17 protein-coding genes are annotated in these 17,343 nt (G+C 43.4%); 10 read left to right on the forward strand and 7 right to left on the reverse strand.

What is annotated here, in order from left to right; translation table 11 throughout:
- Positions 1 to 50 precede the first annotated feature (50 nt).
- The 8 genes from asnB (at position 51) to BMX44_RS03435 (ending at position 8,856) form a co-directional block, all read left to right on the forward strand.
- Positions 51 to 1,982 (forward strand): asparagine synthase (glutamine-hydrolyzing), encoded by a 1,932-nt coding sequence (gene asnB, locus BMX44_RS03400; protein ID WP_090628009.1) that lies wholly within the window; start codon positions 51 to 53, stop codon positions 1,980 to 1,982.
- Positions 1,979 to 3,169 carry a TIGR03087 family PEP-CTERM/XrtA system glycosyltransferase gene (locus BMX44_RS03405; RefSeq protein ID WP_090628012.1) on the forward strand — a complete coding sequence of 397 codons (1,191 nt, stop codon included), beginning with the start codon at positions 1,979 to 1,981 and terminating at the stop codon, positions 3,167 to 3,169. The genes asnB and BMX44_RS03405 overlap by 4 nt, the downstream gene beginning before the upstream one ends.
- 91 nt (positions 3,170 to 3,260) lie before the next feature.
- Entirely contained in the window at positions 3,261 to 4,580 is a 1,320-nt protein-coding gene (locus tag BMX44_RS03410; protein ID WP_090628015.1) for a nucleotide sugar dehydrogenase, read from the forward strand.
- Positions 4,577 to 5,569, forward strand: coding sequence for a transglutaminase domain-containing protein (locus BMX44_RS03415; protein ID WP_143056876.1), 993 nt, complete (start codon positions 4,577 to 4,579; stop codon positions 5,567 to 5,569). Before BMX44_RS03410 ends, BMX44_RS03415 begins: the two co-directional genes overlap by 4 nt.
- Entirely contained in the window at positions 5,562 to 6,782 is a 1,221-nt protein-coding gene (locus tag BMX44_RS03420) for a TIGR04063 family PEP-CTERM/XrtA system glycosyltransferase (RefSeq protein ID WP_245738813.1), read from the forward strand. The genes BMX44_RS03415 and BMX44_RS03420 overlap by 8 nt, the downstream gene beginning before the upstream one ends.
- Positions 6,783 to 6,809: 27 nt before the next feature.
- Positions 6,810 to 7,571, forward strand: coding sequence for a class I SAM-dependent methyltransferase (locus tag BMX44_RS03425; RefSeq protein WP_177167652.1), 762 nt, complete (start codon positions 6,810 to 6,812; stop codon positions 7,569 to 7,571).
- Positions 7,564 to 8,556, forward strand: a complete 993-nt coding sequence (locus BMX44_RS03430; protein ID WP_245738814.1) for a polysaccharide deacetylase family protein — start codon at positions 7,564 to 7,566, stop codon at positions 8,554 to 8,556. The genes BMX44_RS03425 and BMX44_RS03430 overlap by 8 nt, the downstream gene beginning before the upstream one ends.
- A gap of 18 nt (positions 8,557 to 8,574) precedes the next feature.
- Positions 8,575 to 8,856: a hypothetical protein gene (locus BMX44_RS03435; protein ID WP_090628026.1), complete on the forward strand. Its 282-nt coding sequence runs from the start codon at positions 8,575 to 8,577 to the stop codon at positions 8,854 to 8,856.
- Between the two features lie 218 nt (positions 8,857 to 9,074).
- Here BMX44_RS03435 and BMX44_RS03440 read toward each other — a convergent pair whose 3' ends face one another.
- Complete coding sequence (locus BMX44_RS03440) at positions 9,075 to 9,272, reverse strand: hypothetical protein (RefSeq protein WP_090628029.1); 198 nt, start codon at positions 9,270 to 9,272, stop codon at positions 9,075 to 9,077.
- Between the two features lie 202 nt (positions 9,273 to 9,474).
- Complete coding sequence (gene nhaC, locus BMX44_RS03445) at positions 9,475 to 10,908, reverse strand: Na+/H+ antiporter NhaC (RefSeq protein WP_090628032.1); 1,434 nt, start codon at positions 10,906 to 10,908, stop codon at positions 9,475 to 9,477.
- 402 nt (positions 10,909 to 11,310) lie between these two features.
- Between nhaC and BMX44_RS03455 the strand changes: the two genes are divergently transcribed.
- A complete protein-coding gene (locus BMX44_RS03455) occupies positions 11,311 to 11,967 on the forward strand; it encodes a tetratricopeptide repeat protein (protein WP_245738815.1) in 657 nt (218 codons plus the stop codon).
- 21 nt (positions 11,968 to 11,988) lie between these two features.
- Here the strand turns inward: BMX44_RS03455 and dnaQ are convergent, their stop codons facing one another.
- From dnaQ to BMX44_RS03470, 3 genes are all read right to left on the reverse strand, one after another.
- Complete coding sequence (gene dnaQ / locus BMX44_RS03460; RefSeq protein ID WP_090628039.1) at positions 11,989 to 12,690, reverse strand: DNA polymerase III subunit epsilon; 702 nt, start codon at positions 12,688 to 12,690, stop codon at positions 11,989 to 11,991.
- A gap of 2 nt (positions 12,691 to 12,692) precedes the next feature.
- The gene (gene rnhA, locus BMX44_RS03465; protein ID WP_090628042.1) at positions 12,693 to 13,151 is read right to left on the reverse strand and encodes a ribonuclease HI; all 459 of its coding nucleotides are present in this window, start codon (positions 13,149 to 13,151) and stop codon (positions 12,693 to 12,695) included.
- 63 nt (positions 13,152 to 13,214) lie between these two features.
- The gene (locus BMX44_RS03470; RefSeq protein ID WP_090628181.1) at positions 13,215 to 13,937 is read right to left on the reverse strand and encodes a class I SAM-dependent methyltransferase; all 723 of its coding nucleotides are present in this window, start codon (positions 13,935 to 13,937) and stop codon (positions 13,215 to 13,217) included.
- 99 nt (positions 13,938 to 14,036) lie between these two features.
- Here BMX44_RS03470 and gloB point away from each other — a divergent pair, with 99 nt between their 5' ends.
- Positions 14,037 to 14,828: a hydroxyacylglutathione hydrolase gene (gene gloB / locus BMX44_RS03475; RefSeq protein ID WP_177167653.1), complete on the forward strand. Its 792-nt coding sequence runs from the start codon at positions 14,037 to 14,039 to the stop codon at positions 14,826 to 14,828.
- Between the two features lie 119 nt (positions 14,829 to 14,947).
- On the opposite strand, the gene BMX44_RS03480 is transcribed toward gloB, so the two are convergent.
- Positions 14,948 to 15,517 (reverse strand): cytochrome P460 family protein, encoded by a 570-nt coding sequence (locus BMX44_RS03480; protein ID WP_090628045.1) that lies wholly within the window; start codon positions 15,515 to 15,517, stop codon positions 14,948 to 14,950.
- Between the two features lie 204 nt (positions 15,518 to 15,721).
- Positions 15,722 to 17,164: a magnesium transporter gene (mgtE, locus tag BMX44_RS03485; RefSeq protein WP_090628047.1), complete on the reverse strand. Its 1,443-nt coding sequence runs from the start codon at positions 17,162 to 17,164 to the stop codon at positions 15,722 to 15,724.
- Positions 17,165 to 17,343 lie beyond the last annotated feature (179 nt).

Consider the following 17,343-nt stretch of genomic DNA (forward strand, 5'->3'; position numbering starts at 1 on the left):
AACATTCAACTTTTTTCTTCTTACGATAATACAACTCTGAGTCCATATCTATGTGTGGAATTTACGGCGGCATTGCGTTACGTACCAACACTCAACTTGATGTCTCATTACTGAATCGTATGGGGCGTGTTACAGCCCATCGCGGACCTGACGATGAGGGTGTCTTTGTCACCGACCACGTTGCTATTGGCATGCGCCGCCTGTCAATTATCGACTTGTCCGGCGGACACCAACCCTTATTTAACGAAAACAAGCGTATTGCAGCTGTATGTAACGGTGAAATTTATAATTTCCAAACGCTTAGAGAACAACTAATCAATCAAGGGCATCGCTTCTCCACGCATTCCGACTCGGAAGTTGTAATTCATCTCTACGAACAATACGGGGAAGCGTTTCTGCACCATTTAAACGGCATGTATGCACTCGCGCTGTGGGATGCAGATAAAAAAGTTATGATAATTGCCCGTGACAGACTTGGCATAAAACCCGTGTATTATTACCTGGACGACAATGTCCTTTTGTTCTCAACGGAAGCAAAAGCGCTGTTTCAGTTTCGGGGGTTGACACCAAAGCTGGACACTATTGCTACCGGGTTATATCTTCAACTAGGTTATGTCCCGGCACCACATTCTATTTTTGAAGGGATAAAAAAACTACCGGTCGCTTCATATATCAAGGCGACTCAGGGCAGTTTCACAATAAATGAATACTGGCGGCCAGATTACAACCAGCGCACCTACTCTGTCAGTCAATGGAAAAGCGCGATTCGCGAACAATTGGAAGCGTCTGTCGCGTCGCAAATGGTCAGTGACGTACCGATAGGCGCGTTTCTCTCCGGTGGTATCGATTCCAGTCTGGTTGTCGGTTTGATGGCAAAGCATACTTCACAGCCGGTGAAAACCTATGCCATTGGTTTTGACATGAATGGACCGGCACAAATTTACAACGAACTTCCCTATGCCAGACAGGTTTCCGATTTATTCGGCACAGAACACCACGAAATCATCGTTAAGCCCGACATCGTTCATTTATTGCCCAAGCTGTTATGGCACATGGATGAACCGGTTGCAGACACCGCGTTTATCACTACCTTCCTGGTTTCCGAATTCGCCAGAAAAGATGTGACGGTTATTCTTAGTGGCGTAGGGGGCGATGAATTATTTGGCGGTTATCGGCGATACCAGGGAGAATATTATAATCAGTATTACCAAAAAATACCGTCATGGGCACGAAAAAATGTAATTCAGCCACTGGCGCGCTTGCTGCCAAGTGATCGCCACTCAAAATGGCTAAACTACAGCCGTCTTGCAAAGAGTTTTTTGCTGACAGCCGAGTTGCCTTTTGAGAAACGGTATCAGTCCTATATTGAAATCGCAGACGAGCAGTTACGCAACCAGTTACTGGCTGACATGATTGACTGGGATGCAAACAACATCGTTTCAGATGCCTTTCATAACTGCGCTGATATTCCTGCGTTGCACAAACTCTTTGAAGTCGACCGGGTAACGCAGTTGCCTGACGATCTATTGATGCTGACAGACAAAATGACTATGGCAACCTCACTGGAGTGCAGAGTACCATTGCTGGATCATGAACTGGTCGAACTAGCGTGCAGCATGCCACCCGAACTCAAAATAAAAGGCGGAGAGCTTAAATATGTTTTAAAAGCATGTTTATCCGACTTGCTTCCCAGAGATATTCTATATCGTAAAAAGCGCGGTTTTGGAGCACCGATGGGTGCCTGGATAAAAAAGGAATTGCTACCGTTATTGCAGACACTGTTAAGTCCCGACGTCATCAACGCACGTGGAATTTTTAACGCGGCAGTGGTGCAGTCATTGATAAAAGAACATCTCGACCAAAGGCATGATCACACAGACATTCTGATCGGTTTGTTGAATTTTGAAGTCTGGTCAAGATTGATGCTTGACCAAACCCGACCAGAAGCTTTAGAAAACGAATTAAAGCAATTGATCCAATGAAGATTTTATACATTTGCCATCGCTTTCCATATCCACCCAAGCGGGGCGGCAAGATCCGCCCATTCAATATGATCAAATACCTGTCTCAGCAGGGACACCAGGTATGGGTCGCATCGCTGGCAAGATCTCAACAGGAATTCGATGAGTGCTCTGGCATAAAGGACTACTGCCATCAATACACAATTGGCCTGGTTAATGACACGGTACAGTGGAGCCGAATGATTATAAATCTTCCAACTCCAACACCCTCTTCACTGGCCTATTTTTTTAGTCGAAAGCTAAAAAAACAAATCAATACATGGTTATCTGAAGAAAGTTTCGATTTGATCTTTGTACACTGCTCGTCCGTCGCCCAATACGTTGAACATGTCCGACAAATTCCAAAAATACTCGATTATGGTGATATGGACTCCCAAAAATGGCTGACTTACAGGAGTTTCAAACCTTTTCCTTTCAACCTGGGTTATTGGTGGGAAGGTACAAAAATGAAATTTTCCGAAAAAAACCTTGCACGAAAGTTTGACTTGACAACCTGCACAACAAAAGCTGAACTGGATACGCTTAACAGCTATGGTACCGCTTTAAAAACCGACTGGTTTCCCAACGGAGTGGATGCCGATTTTTTTCAGCCTGACGGTTCCATATACGACCCGCACAGCATTTCGTTCATTGGCCGAATGGATTATTTCCCCAACCAACAATGCATGCTTGAGTTCTGTCACCAGACCTTGCCGCTAATCCAGGAAAAAATACCGGACACAAAGCTCTATATTGTAGGTGCTGAACCTCCCAAAAAAATAAAATTTTTAGAAAAAATAAACGGTGTAGTCGTAACCGGCAGCGTTAAGGATGTGCGTCCTTATATCTTGAAAACCGCAGCAATGGTTGCACCCCTGAATATCGCCCGAGGAACACAAAATAAAATCTTGGAGGCAATGGCAATGGGTGTCCCTGTTGTATCAAGCAAGCTGGCGGCAGGCGGTATTGACGCAATACCAGATGAACATTTTTTAACTGCAGACACGCCTGCAGAGTATGCCCAAAAACTGATCAATCTTATGGAATCAGCGCCGTTAAGAGAAAAGTATGCCAAGGCTGGCCGGGAACGAATGCTGACCAATCATGCCTGGCAAAAAAGTATGAAAAAAATGGAATCGCTTATTTTGAATTGCGTAAACAGTAAATAGCGATCCATATAATAAATTTACAGTAAAACAAACTGGCAACAATCTAGTTGCAAAGCTTCCGGAATTTGAATTCAAAAAATTAGGAGTTGGAATGGATATCAGCGTATTTGGTTTGGGTTATGTTGGTGCAGTATCTCTAGCCTGTCTTGCTAAAGAAGGTCACAATGTCACAGGGGTGGATATAGACAAAACCAAGCTGGAGCTGATCCAATCGGGAAAATCCCCAGTCATTGAAACCGGCATGCCGGAGCTCGTTCAGGAGGTCGTGGCCTCAGGTCGGGTAAAGCTTTCCGAATCGACTCAGGATGCTGTATCGCAGACCCAGTTGTCTTTTGTATGTGTTGGGACACCGTCTCAATCAAATGGCAACCAGGATCAAACAGCAGTATTGCGATTAACCGAACAATTAGGTGAAGCGCTAAAATCAAAAACCGATCATCATATCATCGTTTTTCGCTCGACCCTTCTTCCAGGCACAGTCATCAACATATTAATACCACTACTGGAAAAGTTTTCAGGCAAATCAAACGGCATTGATTTTGACGTATGCTTTCAACCCGAGTTTTTGCGTGAGGGATCATCCATCAAGGACTACTATAAGCCGCCATTTACGGTAGTCGGTCTCTCTTCTGACAAACCGAAAGCAGTTTTTGACAAATTATTCTCAGGACTGCCGGCCGAGATCATTTACACAGACATAGCCACAGCAGAAACGATGAAATATTTCTGCAATATCTTTCATGCACTCAAAATCACCTTTGCCAATGAAGTTGCTCGTCTGTGCGAATCGATACAGGTCGACCCGCACGCGGTTATGAACCTGATCTGCAAAGATAAACAGTTGAACATCTCCAGCGCCTACATGAAACCCGGTTTCTCGTTTGGCGGCAGTTGTCTTCCCAAAGATCTAAGAGCAATTAATTACATTGCCAAACAGAACGATGTCGACATCCCCATGCTCAGAGGTGTATTGCCTTCCAATCGAGCACATCTGGATTGTGCTTTACAGAAAATCACACAAACCGGATTAAAAAAAATCGGTTTTGTAGGGCTCAGCTTTAAATCCGGAACAGATGATCTGCGCGAAAGTCCGCTTGTGGATTTAGCCGAAAAACTGATTGGAAAGGGTTTTTCGCTGAAAATTTATGATCCTGAGGTCAATATTTCGAAATTAATTGGTGCAAATAAATATTTTATCGAGACCAGCATTCCGCATATCGGATCATTGATGACAACAGACTATGAAAACCTGCTTTCCACAAGTGAAATCATAGTGGTCGGCATTTCGGATCCACATCTGACAACAACACTAATTGAATCTTCCCGTAAAGAACAAATTATCTTAGACTTAGTCAATATGAAGGAAAGGGATAAACTTCGTGCAACCTATATAGGAATGTGCTGGAAATGATCAAAAGACGGTATTTTCTGCAGTTGGGTTTGTTGATTCTGGGCATAGCAACCAGTTGCGTCTATTTATTCACTATAGCAACCCCCTCGGAAGAAGCAGCACGAATACGTAATTCCCTCGTGCACCAACCTGGTCAACTCGAAGATTTTAACTGGGGGCCGTCGGCTTTTCCGGCAGATTTCAAGAATGAAACTCATACTCCGCCGCCATATTTTCAAGAATTTGTTGACTCTCTGTCCACAAGCCGAACCATGTCCGAAATGGATAAGTTCCTGCTTGCTGCACAAAAAATCCTTGAGCGTGAGCGCTACGGTGGGCCGATCCAGTCCAATACAGAGGATGCTTTAAAGAAATTGCAGGATGAAGGTACTGGGTGGTGTTCGGACTACACCCAGGTTTTTAATGGTATCGCGCATACACTCGGTATTCCTGTCAGGGAATGGGGAATGTCCTTCGATCGTTATAACGGAAACGGACATGCCTTTAATGAGATTTATGACCAGAAACTTGACAAGTGGGTCTTTATTGACACCTATAACGCTTTTTATGTCACCAATCGTCATGGAGAACCGCTTTCTGTTTTAGAGTTTCGGCAGCTACTCAACACTGACCGACCCCAGTTGATCATCCAGAAAATTAATCAAATACAATTCGGCTTTCAGAATGATTCGGTTGCACTGGATTATTATCAGCGCGGCATGCCCCAGTTATTCCTGATATGGGCAAATGATGTGTTCAGTTATGATTCCAATCCACTTATTCAGATAACGGGATCCTTTTCCAGAATGGCCGAACAGATAACAGGTATAATATTGGGCATTAATCAGGAGATCCGGTTATATCCTGACCCCAACAGCGCTCAACAGCAAAAAGAGTTGTTATCACTTAAACACACCGTCATCTTTATTATTTTCTTCAACGTTATATCAGGCATTCTTTTCTTAATTATTCTAGTCCGAATGCTCAATAATCGCACAAGCCATGGATAAAGAAATCAAAGTACTGCACGTGCTTGATCATTCTTTGCCCCTGCACAGCGGTTATACCTTTCGCACCCGTGCAATTTTGTCAATTCAGCACCAGATGGGTATACAAACGGCGTTAGTCACCGGCAGCAAACATTCTGAAAACAGTCGATGTATTGATGCGATCGAAACTGTCGACGGATTGTCATTTTATCGGACTTATCCTTCATTTCTAAACAGGCTGCCGTTGCTCAATCAGCTTGATGTTGTACTGACATTAATAAAACGGATTGAGTTGGTCTTACCTATTGAGCAACCCGATGTCATCCATGCTCACTCTCCTTGCCTTAATGGCCTGGCTGCTTTACACATCGGAAAGAAATATAATATTCCCGTACTATACGAAATGCGCGCATCATGGGAAGATGCCGCAGTCAGTCATGGCACATGCCAGGAAAATGATTTGCGCTATAAATTATCCAGAACACTTGAAACTTATGTACTCAAACGTGCAAACCATATCACTACTATCTGTCAAGGCCTCAAAAAAGACATTCAGGTACGCGGCGTCTCCCCTGAAAAGATTACGGTCATACCCAACGCCGTCAATACAGAGAAATTTTATCCTATTCAGGAAAAAGATTCGCTTCTGTGCCGTCAGTTAAACCTGGGCAACAAAAAAGTACTTGGGTTTATCGGTTCATTCTATGAATACGAAGGACTGGAGTTACTGATACAAGCAGTTGCTGTCTTAAAAGATGAATGTCCGGATTTCCACGTTCTACTGGTAGGCGGTGGCCAGGCTGAGTCCGCATTAAAAACAATGGTTTCCCGGCTTGACATTTCTGACCGCGTTTCTTTTACAGGCAGAGTCAATCATGATGAGGTTATGAAATATTACAGCATAATCGATTTACTCATTTATCCCAGACTGCCCATGCGGTTGACTGATCTGGTTACACCATTGAAACCATTGGAAGCCATGGCAATGGGAAAACCATGCATTGCTTCTGATGTTGGCGGTCATCAGGAATTGATTATTGACCATGAAGATGGTTTATTATTCAAGGCCGGCGATTTGGACAATCTGATTACACTGTTAAGAACCGCTTATTTTCAATCAGACTTTGCCACATTGATCAAGAACGGGATCGAAAAAGTGCGACACCAACGCAATTGGGCAATCTGTGTCGCACCTTACCAGGCTATTTATCAATCACTGGCTGGACAACATTAAACATCAATCTCACTAAACAAATTAGATGTGAACAAACCACGCTCATTTGAAAAGCTATGGCGAAAAAGATTTGAAAATTTTGCCGAGCAGGCAGAGGATGATGCAGGTATTGCCGGATGGTCACCTACAGGTCTGGATGCACGTCTGCGCAAATTCAAGGAAATATGGCACAGTAACAGTCATTTTACGAATAAAAAAAAATGGCTTGATGCCGGCTGTGGAGCCGGTACTTATTCCAGATTTATCGTACAACAGGGCGGAGAAGTTGTTGGTTTGGATTATTCCTTACCATCTTTACAGAAAGCCAGACTAAAAGGAGAATCGTCAATTGTATGGTGCGTAGCGGATATCAATAAAATACCGCTAAAACCGGGTTATTTCGATGGTGCGATTTGTTTTGGTGTAATACAGGCTCTGAATGATTCAAACCATGCAGTTAGCAGTCTGTCCCATGCGGTCAAACCCGGCGGATACATCTGTATAGATGCTCTCAATAGCCGGTGTCTTCCCCATATTTGGGAACAAATTAGCCGCCGGATTCAAAATAAACCGATGCATTTACGCTATGAATCAGTGGAAAATCTGCGTCATTTAATGAAAAAAAACAGTTTAGTTAATGTCCAATTACATTGGTTACCCATATTACCGGCCCGCTGGTACCGTTATCAGTGGATCATTGAAACGCGTGTTGCCAGATGGTTTTTTAACTATTTCCCTTTCTTGGGACAATTACTCAGCCATTCGTTTATCATAAGCGGACAGCGCCAGCAGGATATACACAGTGCCTAGTTTTTTAGCCCAAATGGAAACGACCTTTGTCAATACGTTCGCCTCGTTGCTTTCTCCAGCAGGAAGTCGTGCGCGGTTATCCATTGTCCTCTATCACCGGGTTCCACTGAAACCCGATGAACTGTTTCCTGGCCAGGAAGATGCACATAGCTTTGAAACACAAATTTGTCATTTATCCCGTCATTTCAATGTACTTCCGTTACATGAGGCCATTCAAAGATTGCAGGACAAGACACTCCCGAGCCGGGCGGCCTGTATTACTTTTGATGATGGCTACGCAAATAACGTCGAAGTTGCTTTGCCTATTCTTCAAAAATACAAGGTAGCTGCAACTTTTTTTATTGCAGCCGGTTTTATTGACGGCAGTATGATGTGGAATGACAAACTCATTGAACTCTTACGTCGTGCATCTGGCTCTGTTTTGAATTTAGATAAAATCGGACTGGGTGAGTACGAAATCGGCACACTGGAGCAACGCCGGCAAACTGTATTAACACTGATTGAAACGTTCAAGTACATGCCGTATGCAGAGAGATCTGAACAATTAGATCGATTATGCAATTTAATACCCGAAACACTGCCAGGAAATGTTATGATGAATCCTGATCAGATCAGACAGCTACATGGCGCCGGTATGGAGATCGGCGGACATACCGTTACCCATCCGATTCTGACGCGTCTGGAAACTTCTGCAGCATACGCCGAAATTGAACACGGCAAGACCATATTAGAAAATATCCTACAGGCGCCTGTTCGTTATTTCGCATATCCAAATGGCAAACCTGGTCGGGATTATTTAACCGAACATGTTGACATGCTTAAAAGAATCGGCTTTGATGCAGCTGTATCAACCGCCTGGGGAACCGCAACCACAAGTACAGATATTTATCAGCTACCGAGATTTACACCCTGGAATATCAACCGCAATCGGTTCTTATTACAGATGATGCAAAACATGTTCAGATCAGTGCAGACCGTATCTTAAACTGCTTAGTCAAACACTATGCAACCAACCGTGGTCGTCAATCATCATCGCCAGACGGCAATAATAGTCACCAGAAATGGCAGTAAATATAAAATCATCAAATTAGGCAAAGGCCGTCTCACGGTAACATCAATATCGTTTAAAGAGTTGGAAACGCAGGGGTATAAAGTGAGCCAATATTCACCCAGCCAGGCCGCCCAATCCTACCTTCTACATGGCGCAGGTGTCAGTCAAAGAGCCAGAAGGTATCTTGAGAGTATCGCACACAGCAAATTCTCGGATGTATTAACGCTGACATAATTCATTACCATACCACGCTATCGTTTTAGCGCCTCACCAATCGCACAAGTCCAGATCCATCAACATTGTCTTTCCTATATGACAAATACAATGCAACGAATAACGATACCGACGACATAGCAACCGGCTGACTTTTTACAGAAAAAAAACCGCCTGATTGGAGGCGGTTCTATTTACCTCAACTATGTGAGGACAGATATTGGCTATTAAAGTCTGAATTAATGACCTGGTTTGCTTTTACCACCGTAAGGACGTGGATCTGCACCTTCAGCCAGGCAGTTACCATTGCCGTCGATACCAAATTCACAATCCATATCTATCATATTGGGATCACCCATATCTGCGGAATCAAACAGACCACCGCAGCCGGACAGTACAAGTGCGAGTAACGCTGCTAAAAAAACTGAAAATTTCATTGCTTCTCCTAATAATTATCGAATATTTGAAAGATAGCCATAATATATTTAATCCAAAAAACTATCTGTAATTATTATTTATATTTCTTTTCTGATTAATAAAACAACAGCCAGTTCAGGAGTATATACTGAAACAAACCAAACATACAAGCGGTACCGATGATCGTCCCACCACTGGTTCTCAAGTTACACCGCATTCTATTCACACAATTTTACGCATGTTCTTCAACAAACCGATGCCAAGATATGCCATGATAATGGCAAAGCATGGATTGAGCAGATTCAACAAGGCATACGGCGCATACTCCAGTGTCGTAACACCAAGGGTAGCAGCATAAAAAGTACCAGTAGTTGTCCAGGGAACCAGTGCCGCTGTCAGCGTCGCACCTTCCTCTACTGAACGGGACAATATCGCTTTATCGATGTCTTTTTCTTCATAGAACCCTTTGAATAACTGGCTATTCAAGATAATCGAGATATACGCTTCACCCAAAGCAAGATTACAGACAAACCCTGCCGCAATTGTAGTTGCGATCAGCGTGCCGATGCGTCTGATAAACATAATAATGTTTATCAGCATGACCCGCAAAAACCCGGCGTGATGCAAAATGCCACCCAATGCCAGTGCCATAATCGACAATAGCAGTGTCCATGCCATACTATAAATGCCTCCGCGTCCGAGCAAGTCATCCAGATTTTCAATACCGGTTGACCCTTCAGAATTTAACCAGAGCGCGTTCAGAACATCGATACCGCTTTTCCCCTGATACACAATTGCAATCAACATGGCGATAAAAATACTGATCGACATACTGACCTCTGGTGCGTACCGCTTGATGCTCATAACAAACATGACCAATAACGGCAACAGCGTAATCGCCGGATTTAGCATATACGCATTGTTTAACGCCAACCTGACAGTTTCGTTAGCAGTTTCAATTGTCGTATCGTAGAGTTGTGCGTCTGCATACTTTAATCCAATAAAAACAAACAGACACAACACAATCATGAACGTAGGCACCGTGGTAAACAACATAGAATAGATATGGCGGTAAAGACTTGTTTCAGCACTCATGGCGGCCAGGTTCGTTGTGTCTGAAATCGGCGACAATTTATCGCCAAATGTAGCGCCCGAGATAATCATACCGGCGACAACCGGCAATGGAATACCCATTGCGTCTCCAATACCCATCAGAACCACCCCCAGTGTACCAACGGTACCCCACGATGTACCGGTTGCCACTGACATCAGACAGCATAAAATCAGTCCAACAGGCAAAAAAATTACAGGATTGAGGAAATCAAGTCCGTAAAACAACAAACTGGCAATCGTACCGCTTTGCATATAGCTGGCAATTACCATGCCAATCAGCATAAAAATATACAATGCCGGCAGCGCTTTATAAATGCCATGATTCATCATCTGCCTGATCGCAAGAAAAGAGTGACCAAGCCAGGCCGCTTGCATGGCTGTCCAGACCAAAGCAAGAAATATAATCGCGTGCAAACTAGCCTCGAAAACAAACAGCCCCAGTGAAATCATTAAAAACACGCCTATGAAGCAAATCACAGCATGAATAAATGAAGGTTTTTTTTTACCGGCAAATGCCTCGTTTAACTGCTTATCATTTTCCATCGCTTTTTCAGGCTTTTGAACAATATTGTTTATTCTTCATATCCGGCCAGCCGCTTCCCGAATTAAAATATTTAAACAACAAAGATCAGTTCCGATACCGTTTCAGAATCAATATCCATTTCATTCTGATTCCTGAACTCATTCCAAAAAAAAAACGGTTTAACAGTCACATTCTTCGCACCAGATAAAGCTATGCCATTAACTCTTGCTCAGGTTTGGTGGAATCTTCATAAGATTTTGATACCGCTTTAATCGTATTACTACTTTTTTACCCATTAACTATTGTCAGTTTGTTCCTTTTAATGGCAAGATTGCATTATCTTTTTATCCTGATATCCTGAAAGATCTAGTTAATCTAGTTCTAGTCAAAAGACTTTCAGTCAGGTCAATCCAGGCAATTATATGCACTCACCACCTATGGATACAATCAAATACATCAATCAGCCAATTGTTCGGATCTTAGCACTTCTGTTTGTGATGATCACAGGACCGGTTTTTGCCGGGCCATATTGCGGTGAAGTGGACAATACGACATTTGGACCATTTGACTACACTGACCCAACAAAGAAAGAAGAACTAAAGGTTGTCGAAACACATCACTTTGATCGTAATGTTGAGAATCTGATCGCAGGTACGACAAGCTCAATTGGTGGAGATTTGAACTATACGCTAAGCGCCTTTCCTAACCATCACAAAGCGCTGCACACATTAAGCAGACTTGCTTTAAGAGACAAAATATCCAGACCTGAAGGAACCCGATATACTGTTTTATGCTATTTTGACCGAGCAATCCGTTTCAAGCCAAAAGATCCAGTAGTCCGCGTGATTTTTAGCAACCACCTGCTCAAACAAAACAAACTGGACATGGCTCTGGAGCAATTACAAATCGCCAACGATATAGAACCAGACAACCCCACAACTAACTATAACCTGGGATTACTCTATTTAAAAAAGAGAAACTATGAAAAGGCCCTGCTTCACGCTAAAAAAGCATACGAACAAAATTTTCCATTACCCGGCCTTAAAAACAAACTGGTTGCCGCTGGCAAATGGAAATAATCATTGATACTCAATAGAAACTTAGCACTCCATATTTTTCCATATACATCGATTGTCATTTTCTTTGGCAATTTCTTCCAGCAAACGGTTATGCAGCTCTAGTTCCTGAGCGTTCGCAACTACTATTCGCAGATTCAGATTGCTGACATCATATTCAAGTTGGCTGCCGGTCTGCATATCACTGTCCAGATCCATCATCAGACTTTCCTGGCCGCGAGTCATCGCAAGATAAACTTCGGCGAGCAATTCTGCATCTAGCAATGCTCCATGCAGCGTTCTTTTCGAATTATCTATTTTATAACGTTCACATAATGCATCAAGATTATTGCGTTTGCCCGGATGCAGATCCTTCGCCAGTTTGAGCGTATCGGTGATGCGCGCGCAATACGCATCTATAGCAGACAATCTCTCAAGACCCAACTCATGATTTAAAAAACCCACATCAAAGGGTGCATTATGTATTACCAGTTCTGCATCATAAATAAAATCCAGGAAATCTTTGGCAATTTCCTTAAATTTTGGCTTATCTTCGAGAAATGCACGGGTTAGACCATGGACTTGCAGCGCGCCCTCGTCACTGTCGCGCCCTGGGTTGAGATAATGATGAAAATGATTCCCGGTTAGCTGCCGGTTGCTGATCTCTACTCCAGCAATTTCAACGACCCGATGCCCAAGTTTGTATTCCAGCCCAGTAGTTTCAGTATCGAGTACAATTTGTCGCATGATCAGGAAAACTGTTCGGCTATAACTTTATCGACACCACGATTTGCCAACGCATCGGCACGCTCGTTACCTTCATGTCCAGCATGACCACGAACCCAGAGCCATTCCACATCATGTTTCTGCGATAATTGATCCAATAGTCTCCACAAATCCTCATTTTTGACCGGTCTATTATCAGCTGTTTTCCATTTTCGCGCTTTCCAGGCCTGCATCCATTGACTGATACCATTATGCACATACTGTGAATCTGTGTATAAACGCACCTTGCAGGATCGTTTCAACAATTCCAGCGCTCGAATTGCAGCAAGCAGCTCCATTCGGTTATTGGTTGTGTGTTTTTCCCCTCCAAATATCTCCTGCTCGTGCGCGCCATATCTCAAAACAGCACCCCACCCGCCGATACCCGGATTTCCTTTACAGGCACCATCAGTGAATATTTTAACTACCCTATCTTCTTTCATTATTGTTAGATCTGTACAACAGTAGCCACAAATTCGTCACCTTATGTTTAATTTACAGATCGGCTATGAATTCCTTTGCTTAGTGCGCTGCGTAGCAGCAGCGATCTTCTTTTTTCCGGCCAAACTGCTTTTCCAGCTGGGTTTGATTACACGCATGCCATATTTATGCTTAACCGCGTGCAAAAAATATACGCCACCTGAAATAGGCCACCAGCGATCACCTGCATCTTCCATAAACCTGAATCGCTGACGCCAGTTATCCTGTCTGAAGGGCGGTGTATAACAACACAATTTTCCGCCTTTCATCTCAAAATTGAAAAGTTTTAACCAGTCCTTCAACCTTGGTAACGCAATAAAATCTCCATTCCATGGAAACTCTTCTTGCTCTGACACAAAAAAATTGTGTACACCCCATAAACTAAGTGGGTTAAAGCCGGAAATAACGACATGACCTTCGGGAATCAGCACACGATAAACCTCCCGTAGAATTTGATGCGGATTTTTATTAAACTCAAGAACATGGGGTACGATTACCAGATCAATCGTATCACCGGCTATTGGCAGATGATCACAGGTTGCTTTCATTGCGTTATCGCACTCAGTACCCGCTGTGAAACGTAACGGCATGCGGTTCATTCTCAAAAAATCACAGTATGGCATGCCTAACTGCATAGCGTTATAACCAAAAATATTTGCAACTGCTTGATCAAAGTATAGAAATTCATGTTCGACAACATACTGTCCGAGGGGTGTAGCAAACCATTGCCGAGCGGTTATTGCAGTCATGCCCATAAATTTAAACGGTTTATATAGATTAGTCAGAGCTTATATTTTAATTTAAGCTATAAGGATACTCACTCAAATTCTACATCATTAAAAACTGACATGACGACATTGCGTATTTATCCCGTACCCGCATTCAGAGATAATTATATCTGGATAGTTCACAACACAGCGTCTGCTGCAGTTATTGATCCGGGAGACGCACATCCCGTACTTGACTATCTGCAGTCGAAAAAACTGCAACTTGATGCCATATTGATCACACATCATCACAATGATCATACTGGCGGCATCCAGGCGCTGCTAGACCGGTTAGATGTGCCGGTATACGGCCCAGAGCACGAAGCGATTTCAACCGTGTCCCATCCTTTGCGTGATGAAGAAACAGTTTGTCTGCCGTCGTTATCTCTCTCGCTCTCGGTTATAGAAGTGCCTGGACATACGCGAGGACATATTGCCTATTTTGGGCTTCCGCCCGGGCCAGATCAAAAACACATACTATTCTGTGGAGACACGTTGTTTGCCAGTGGCTGCGGTCGATTGTTCGAAGGAACCGCCCAGCAAATGTACCATTCGCTACAAAAACTGGCAGGCCTACCTGATGACACACTGGTTTATTGTACTCACGAATATACGCTTAGCAATATCAGTTTTGCCCGAACTGCAGAACCCGATAACGTCGATCTTCAGCAACTGGAGCAACATGCCAGTCAGCTACGCTGCAACAACAAACCGACACTACCTTCAACCATAGCAATGGAAAAAGCATGCAACCCGTTTTTACGCTGCACTCGCCCTGAAATAATCAAAACTGCCAGTCTATATGCCGGAAAAAAGCTGCAGGAGCCGCTTGACGTCTTTACCGCATTACGTGAATGGAAAAATAACTTTTAAGCGTATTATTTCTGGAACAGCATATGAAAACGGACTTCTGGCCGATTGACCGGAAGTCCGTGATAAAGTGAAGGTATCAGTCTATAAATGACTGACTTCAAACCAGATTGCTTGGGTTTCTATGGTTTGGCTGCACGTAATACTGGATAGCCTTGAGTGTATACCTGATCTTGCTCCGCATGTTCTTGATGACATGCTGAGCATGCCGAATCTTCCTGAATCGCGCCATGTCTTGCACCCTCAGGAAATCCAAAATAAGCCCAGTTCCCCGGGCGATCGGGATATCGTTTCTCACTTTTGACCATAGCCGCAATGCCATTAAATTCACCTGGGAAATAACCATTTCCACTCGGAGATTCTTTTCCTCGAATGCTGACAAGTTCTTTCACTATTACAGTATTGTTACGAAACTCACCGGTTTTCTTCCAATATTCGAAGCTGCCCGGATCTATATAAACATTATGAAATTCTGGAAATGCAGCGGCGCCATCATTCATATCATTTGGTGTAACACTTGAACCAATGAAGACCCACTCACGATAATTTCTAGGTGTATACAATTCGTTATCTTGTGTGAATCGACCGTACAACCGCTCTCCAGATGCAACAGCTTGTGTTGTAACACTCAACATACCGGCCATTAACAGTGGAGCAATACCGCAAAATATAGTTTTCTTGAACTTTGACATAATAAGCCCTTTAAATGGTTAACGAAAAACCCGAAAACAGCCTGGAAAGCTATTTCCCAGCCTTATGTTAAAGAGACAAGTTACACTCGTCAAGAGGCAAAAAATTCAAAGTGATATCTTGAAATATGGTCATTGTATTTTTTTGTTATTCTCAAACACCTGTATTATTCTGTTACGTCGTTTGGCTTAATTACATTAACATGCTTATATCAAGAACAGGGTTGCAAGGCTTAAAAAAATGAAAAAACCACCACTATCGGTAACCGCAGTAATCATTACGCTGGAACCCAATGCCGGATCGCGACCAAACTTCCTTAATGTTAGCGGAATCAACACACCGAGCAATGCAGCAAGAAGCAGATTCAGCAACATCGCCAACATCATGACAAGACCCAGTTCTACGTTCTGATAAATTGCAAATGTAAACAGACCAACCACAGCGCCCCAGATGAGGCCATTGACGACACTGACACCAATTTCCTTTCCAATCAGTTTCCAGGTACTGCCCGCCTTAATTTGCTCCAACGCAAGCGCACGAACAATCATGGTAATTGTCTGGTTACCGGAATTACCGCCTATACCGGCAATAATCGGCATGAGCGCCGCAAGCGCAACCAGCTTTTCTATAGAATCTTCAAACAAGCCAATCACACGTGATGCGACAAATGCAGTAACCAGATTGATCGCAAGCCATACCCAGCGGTTTCTTACACTTCGCAGCACCGGCGCAAAAAGATCTTCTTCCTCTCGTAACCCAGCAAGATTCAACGCGTCATATTCAGCTTTTTCCTGTATAAAATCAATTACCGTATTTACGGTTACTCGGCCCAGCAACTTTTTATCATGGTCGATGATAGACGCAGAAACTAGATCATAACGCTCAAATGCGTGCGCGGCATCTTGCGCCTTATCGTCCGGATGCAGCGTGATCATTTCTTTGGTCATAACATCAGCAACCAGCATTTCTGGGTCGCTAACCAATATCTTGTTGATCAACAACACCCCTTTCAAATGTTCATTTCTGTCAACAACAAAAAGTTGATCCGTATGGTCAGGCAGTTCTTCAAGACGGCGCAAATAGCGCAATACAACCTCGAGACGCACATTTTCACGGACCGTAATCACATCAAAGTCCATCAACGCACCCACTGCATCTTCCGGATATGACATGGCTGCACGCAACTGTTCTCGTTCAGCAATCGGAAGCGACCGAAATACATCCTCCATCACATCCTGAGGCAAATCAGGCGCAAGGTCCGCGATCTCGTCTGCATCCAATTGCTCAGCAGCTGCAACCAATTCATGCGCTCCCATATCCGTAATCAATGTTTCCCGCACGGCGTCGGAGGCTTCTAGCAATACGTCACCATCATATTCCGGCCTGACCAGTCCCCAGACCAGTAACCTGTCCTCCAGCGGTAAAGATTCCAGAAGGTCTGCTATATCCGCCGGATGAAGTTTGTCCACCAGTCGCTGCAACTCTTCCAGATTTTCTTTCTGGATGGCCGATTCAGCAAGAGCATTACCTGTTTCACTCTGCAAATCGACAAAACCCTGCAACAACTTGTATTTATTTAGCAGTGAAATAACACGCTGTAACTGAGTATGCAGTTTCTCGTTTTCCTCGTTATTATTTTCTTCAGTCATAGCAGGTCAATCCTTGTGTATTCTCGTAATTATCGCAAGCAAACAGAAAAACAGGTTTCAACGAAACAAAGAGCACTTCGTTAGTCGTTATTCTTGCAATAGCATAAACGGTTTGAAGCAAGACTGACAAACGTAATAAACAGGCAAAACAATGCCTGCATGATTGAATTCTATTCAAT

Source organism: Nitrosomonas marina (genome assembly GCF_900110145.1).
Lineage (GTDB): Bacteria > Pseudomonadota > Gammaproteobacteria > Burkholderiales > Nitrosomonadaceae > Nitrosomonas > Nitrosomonas marina.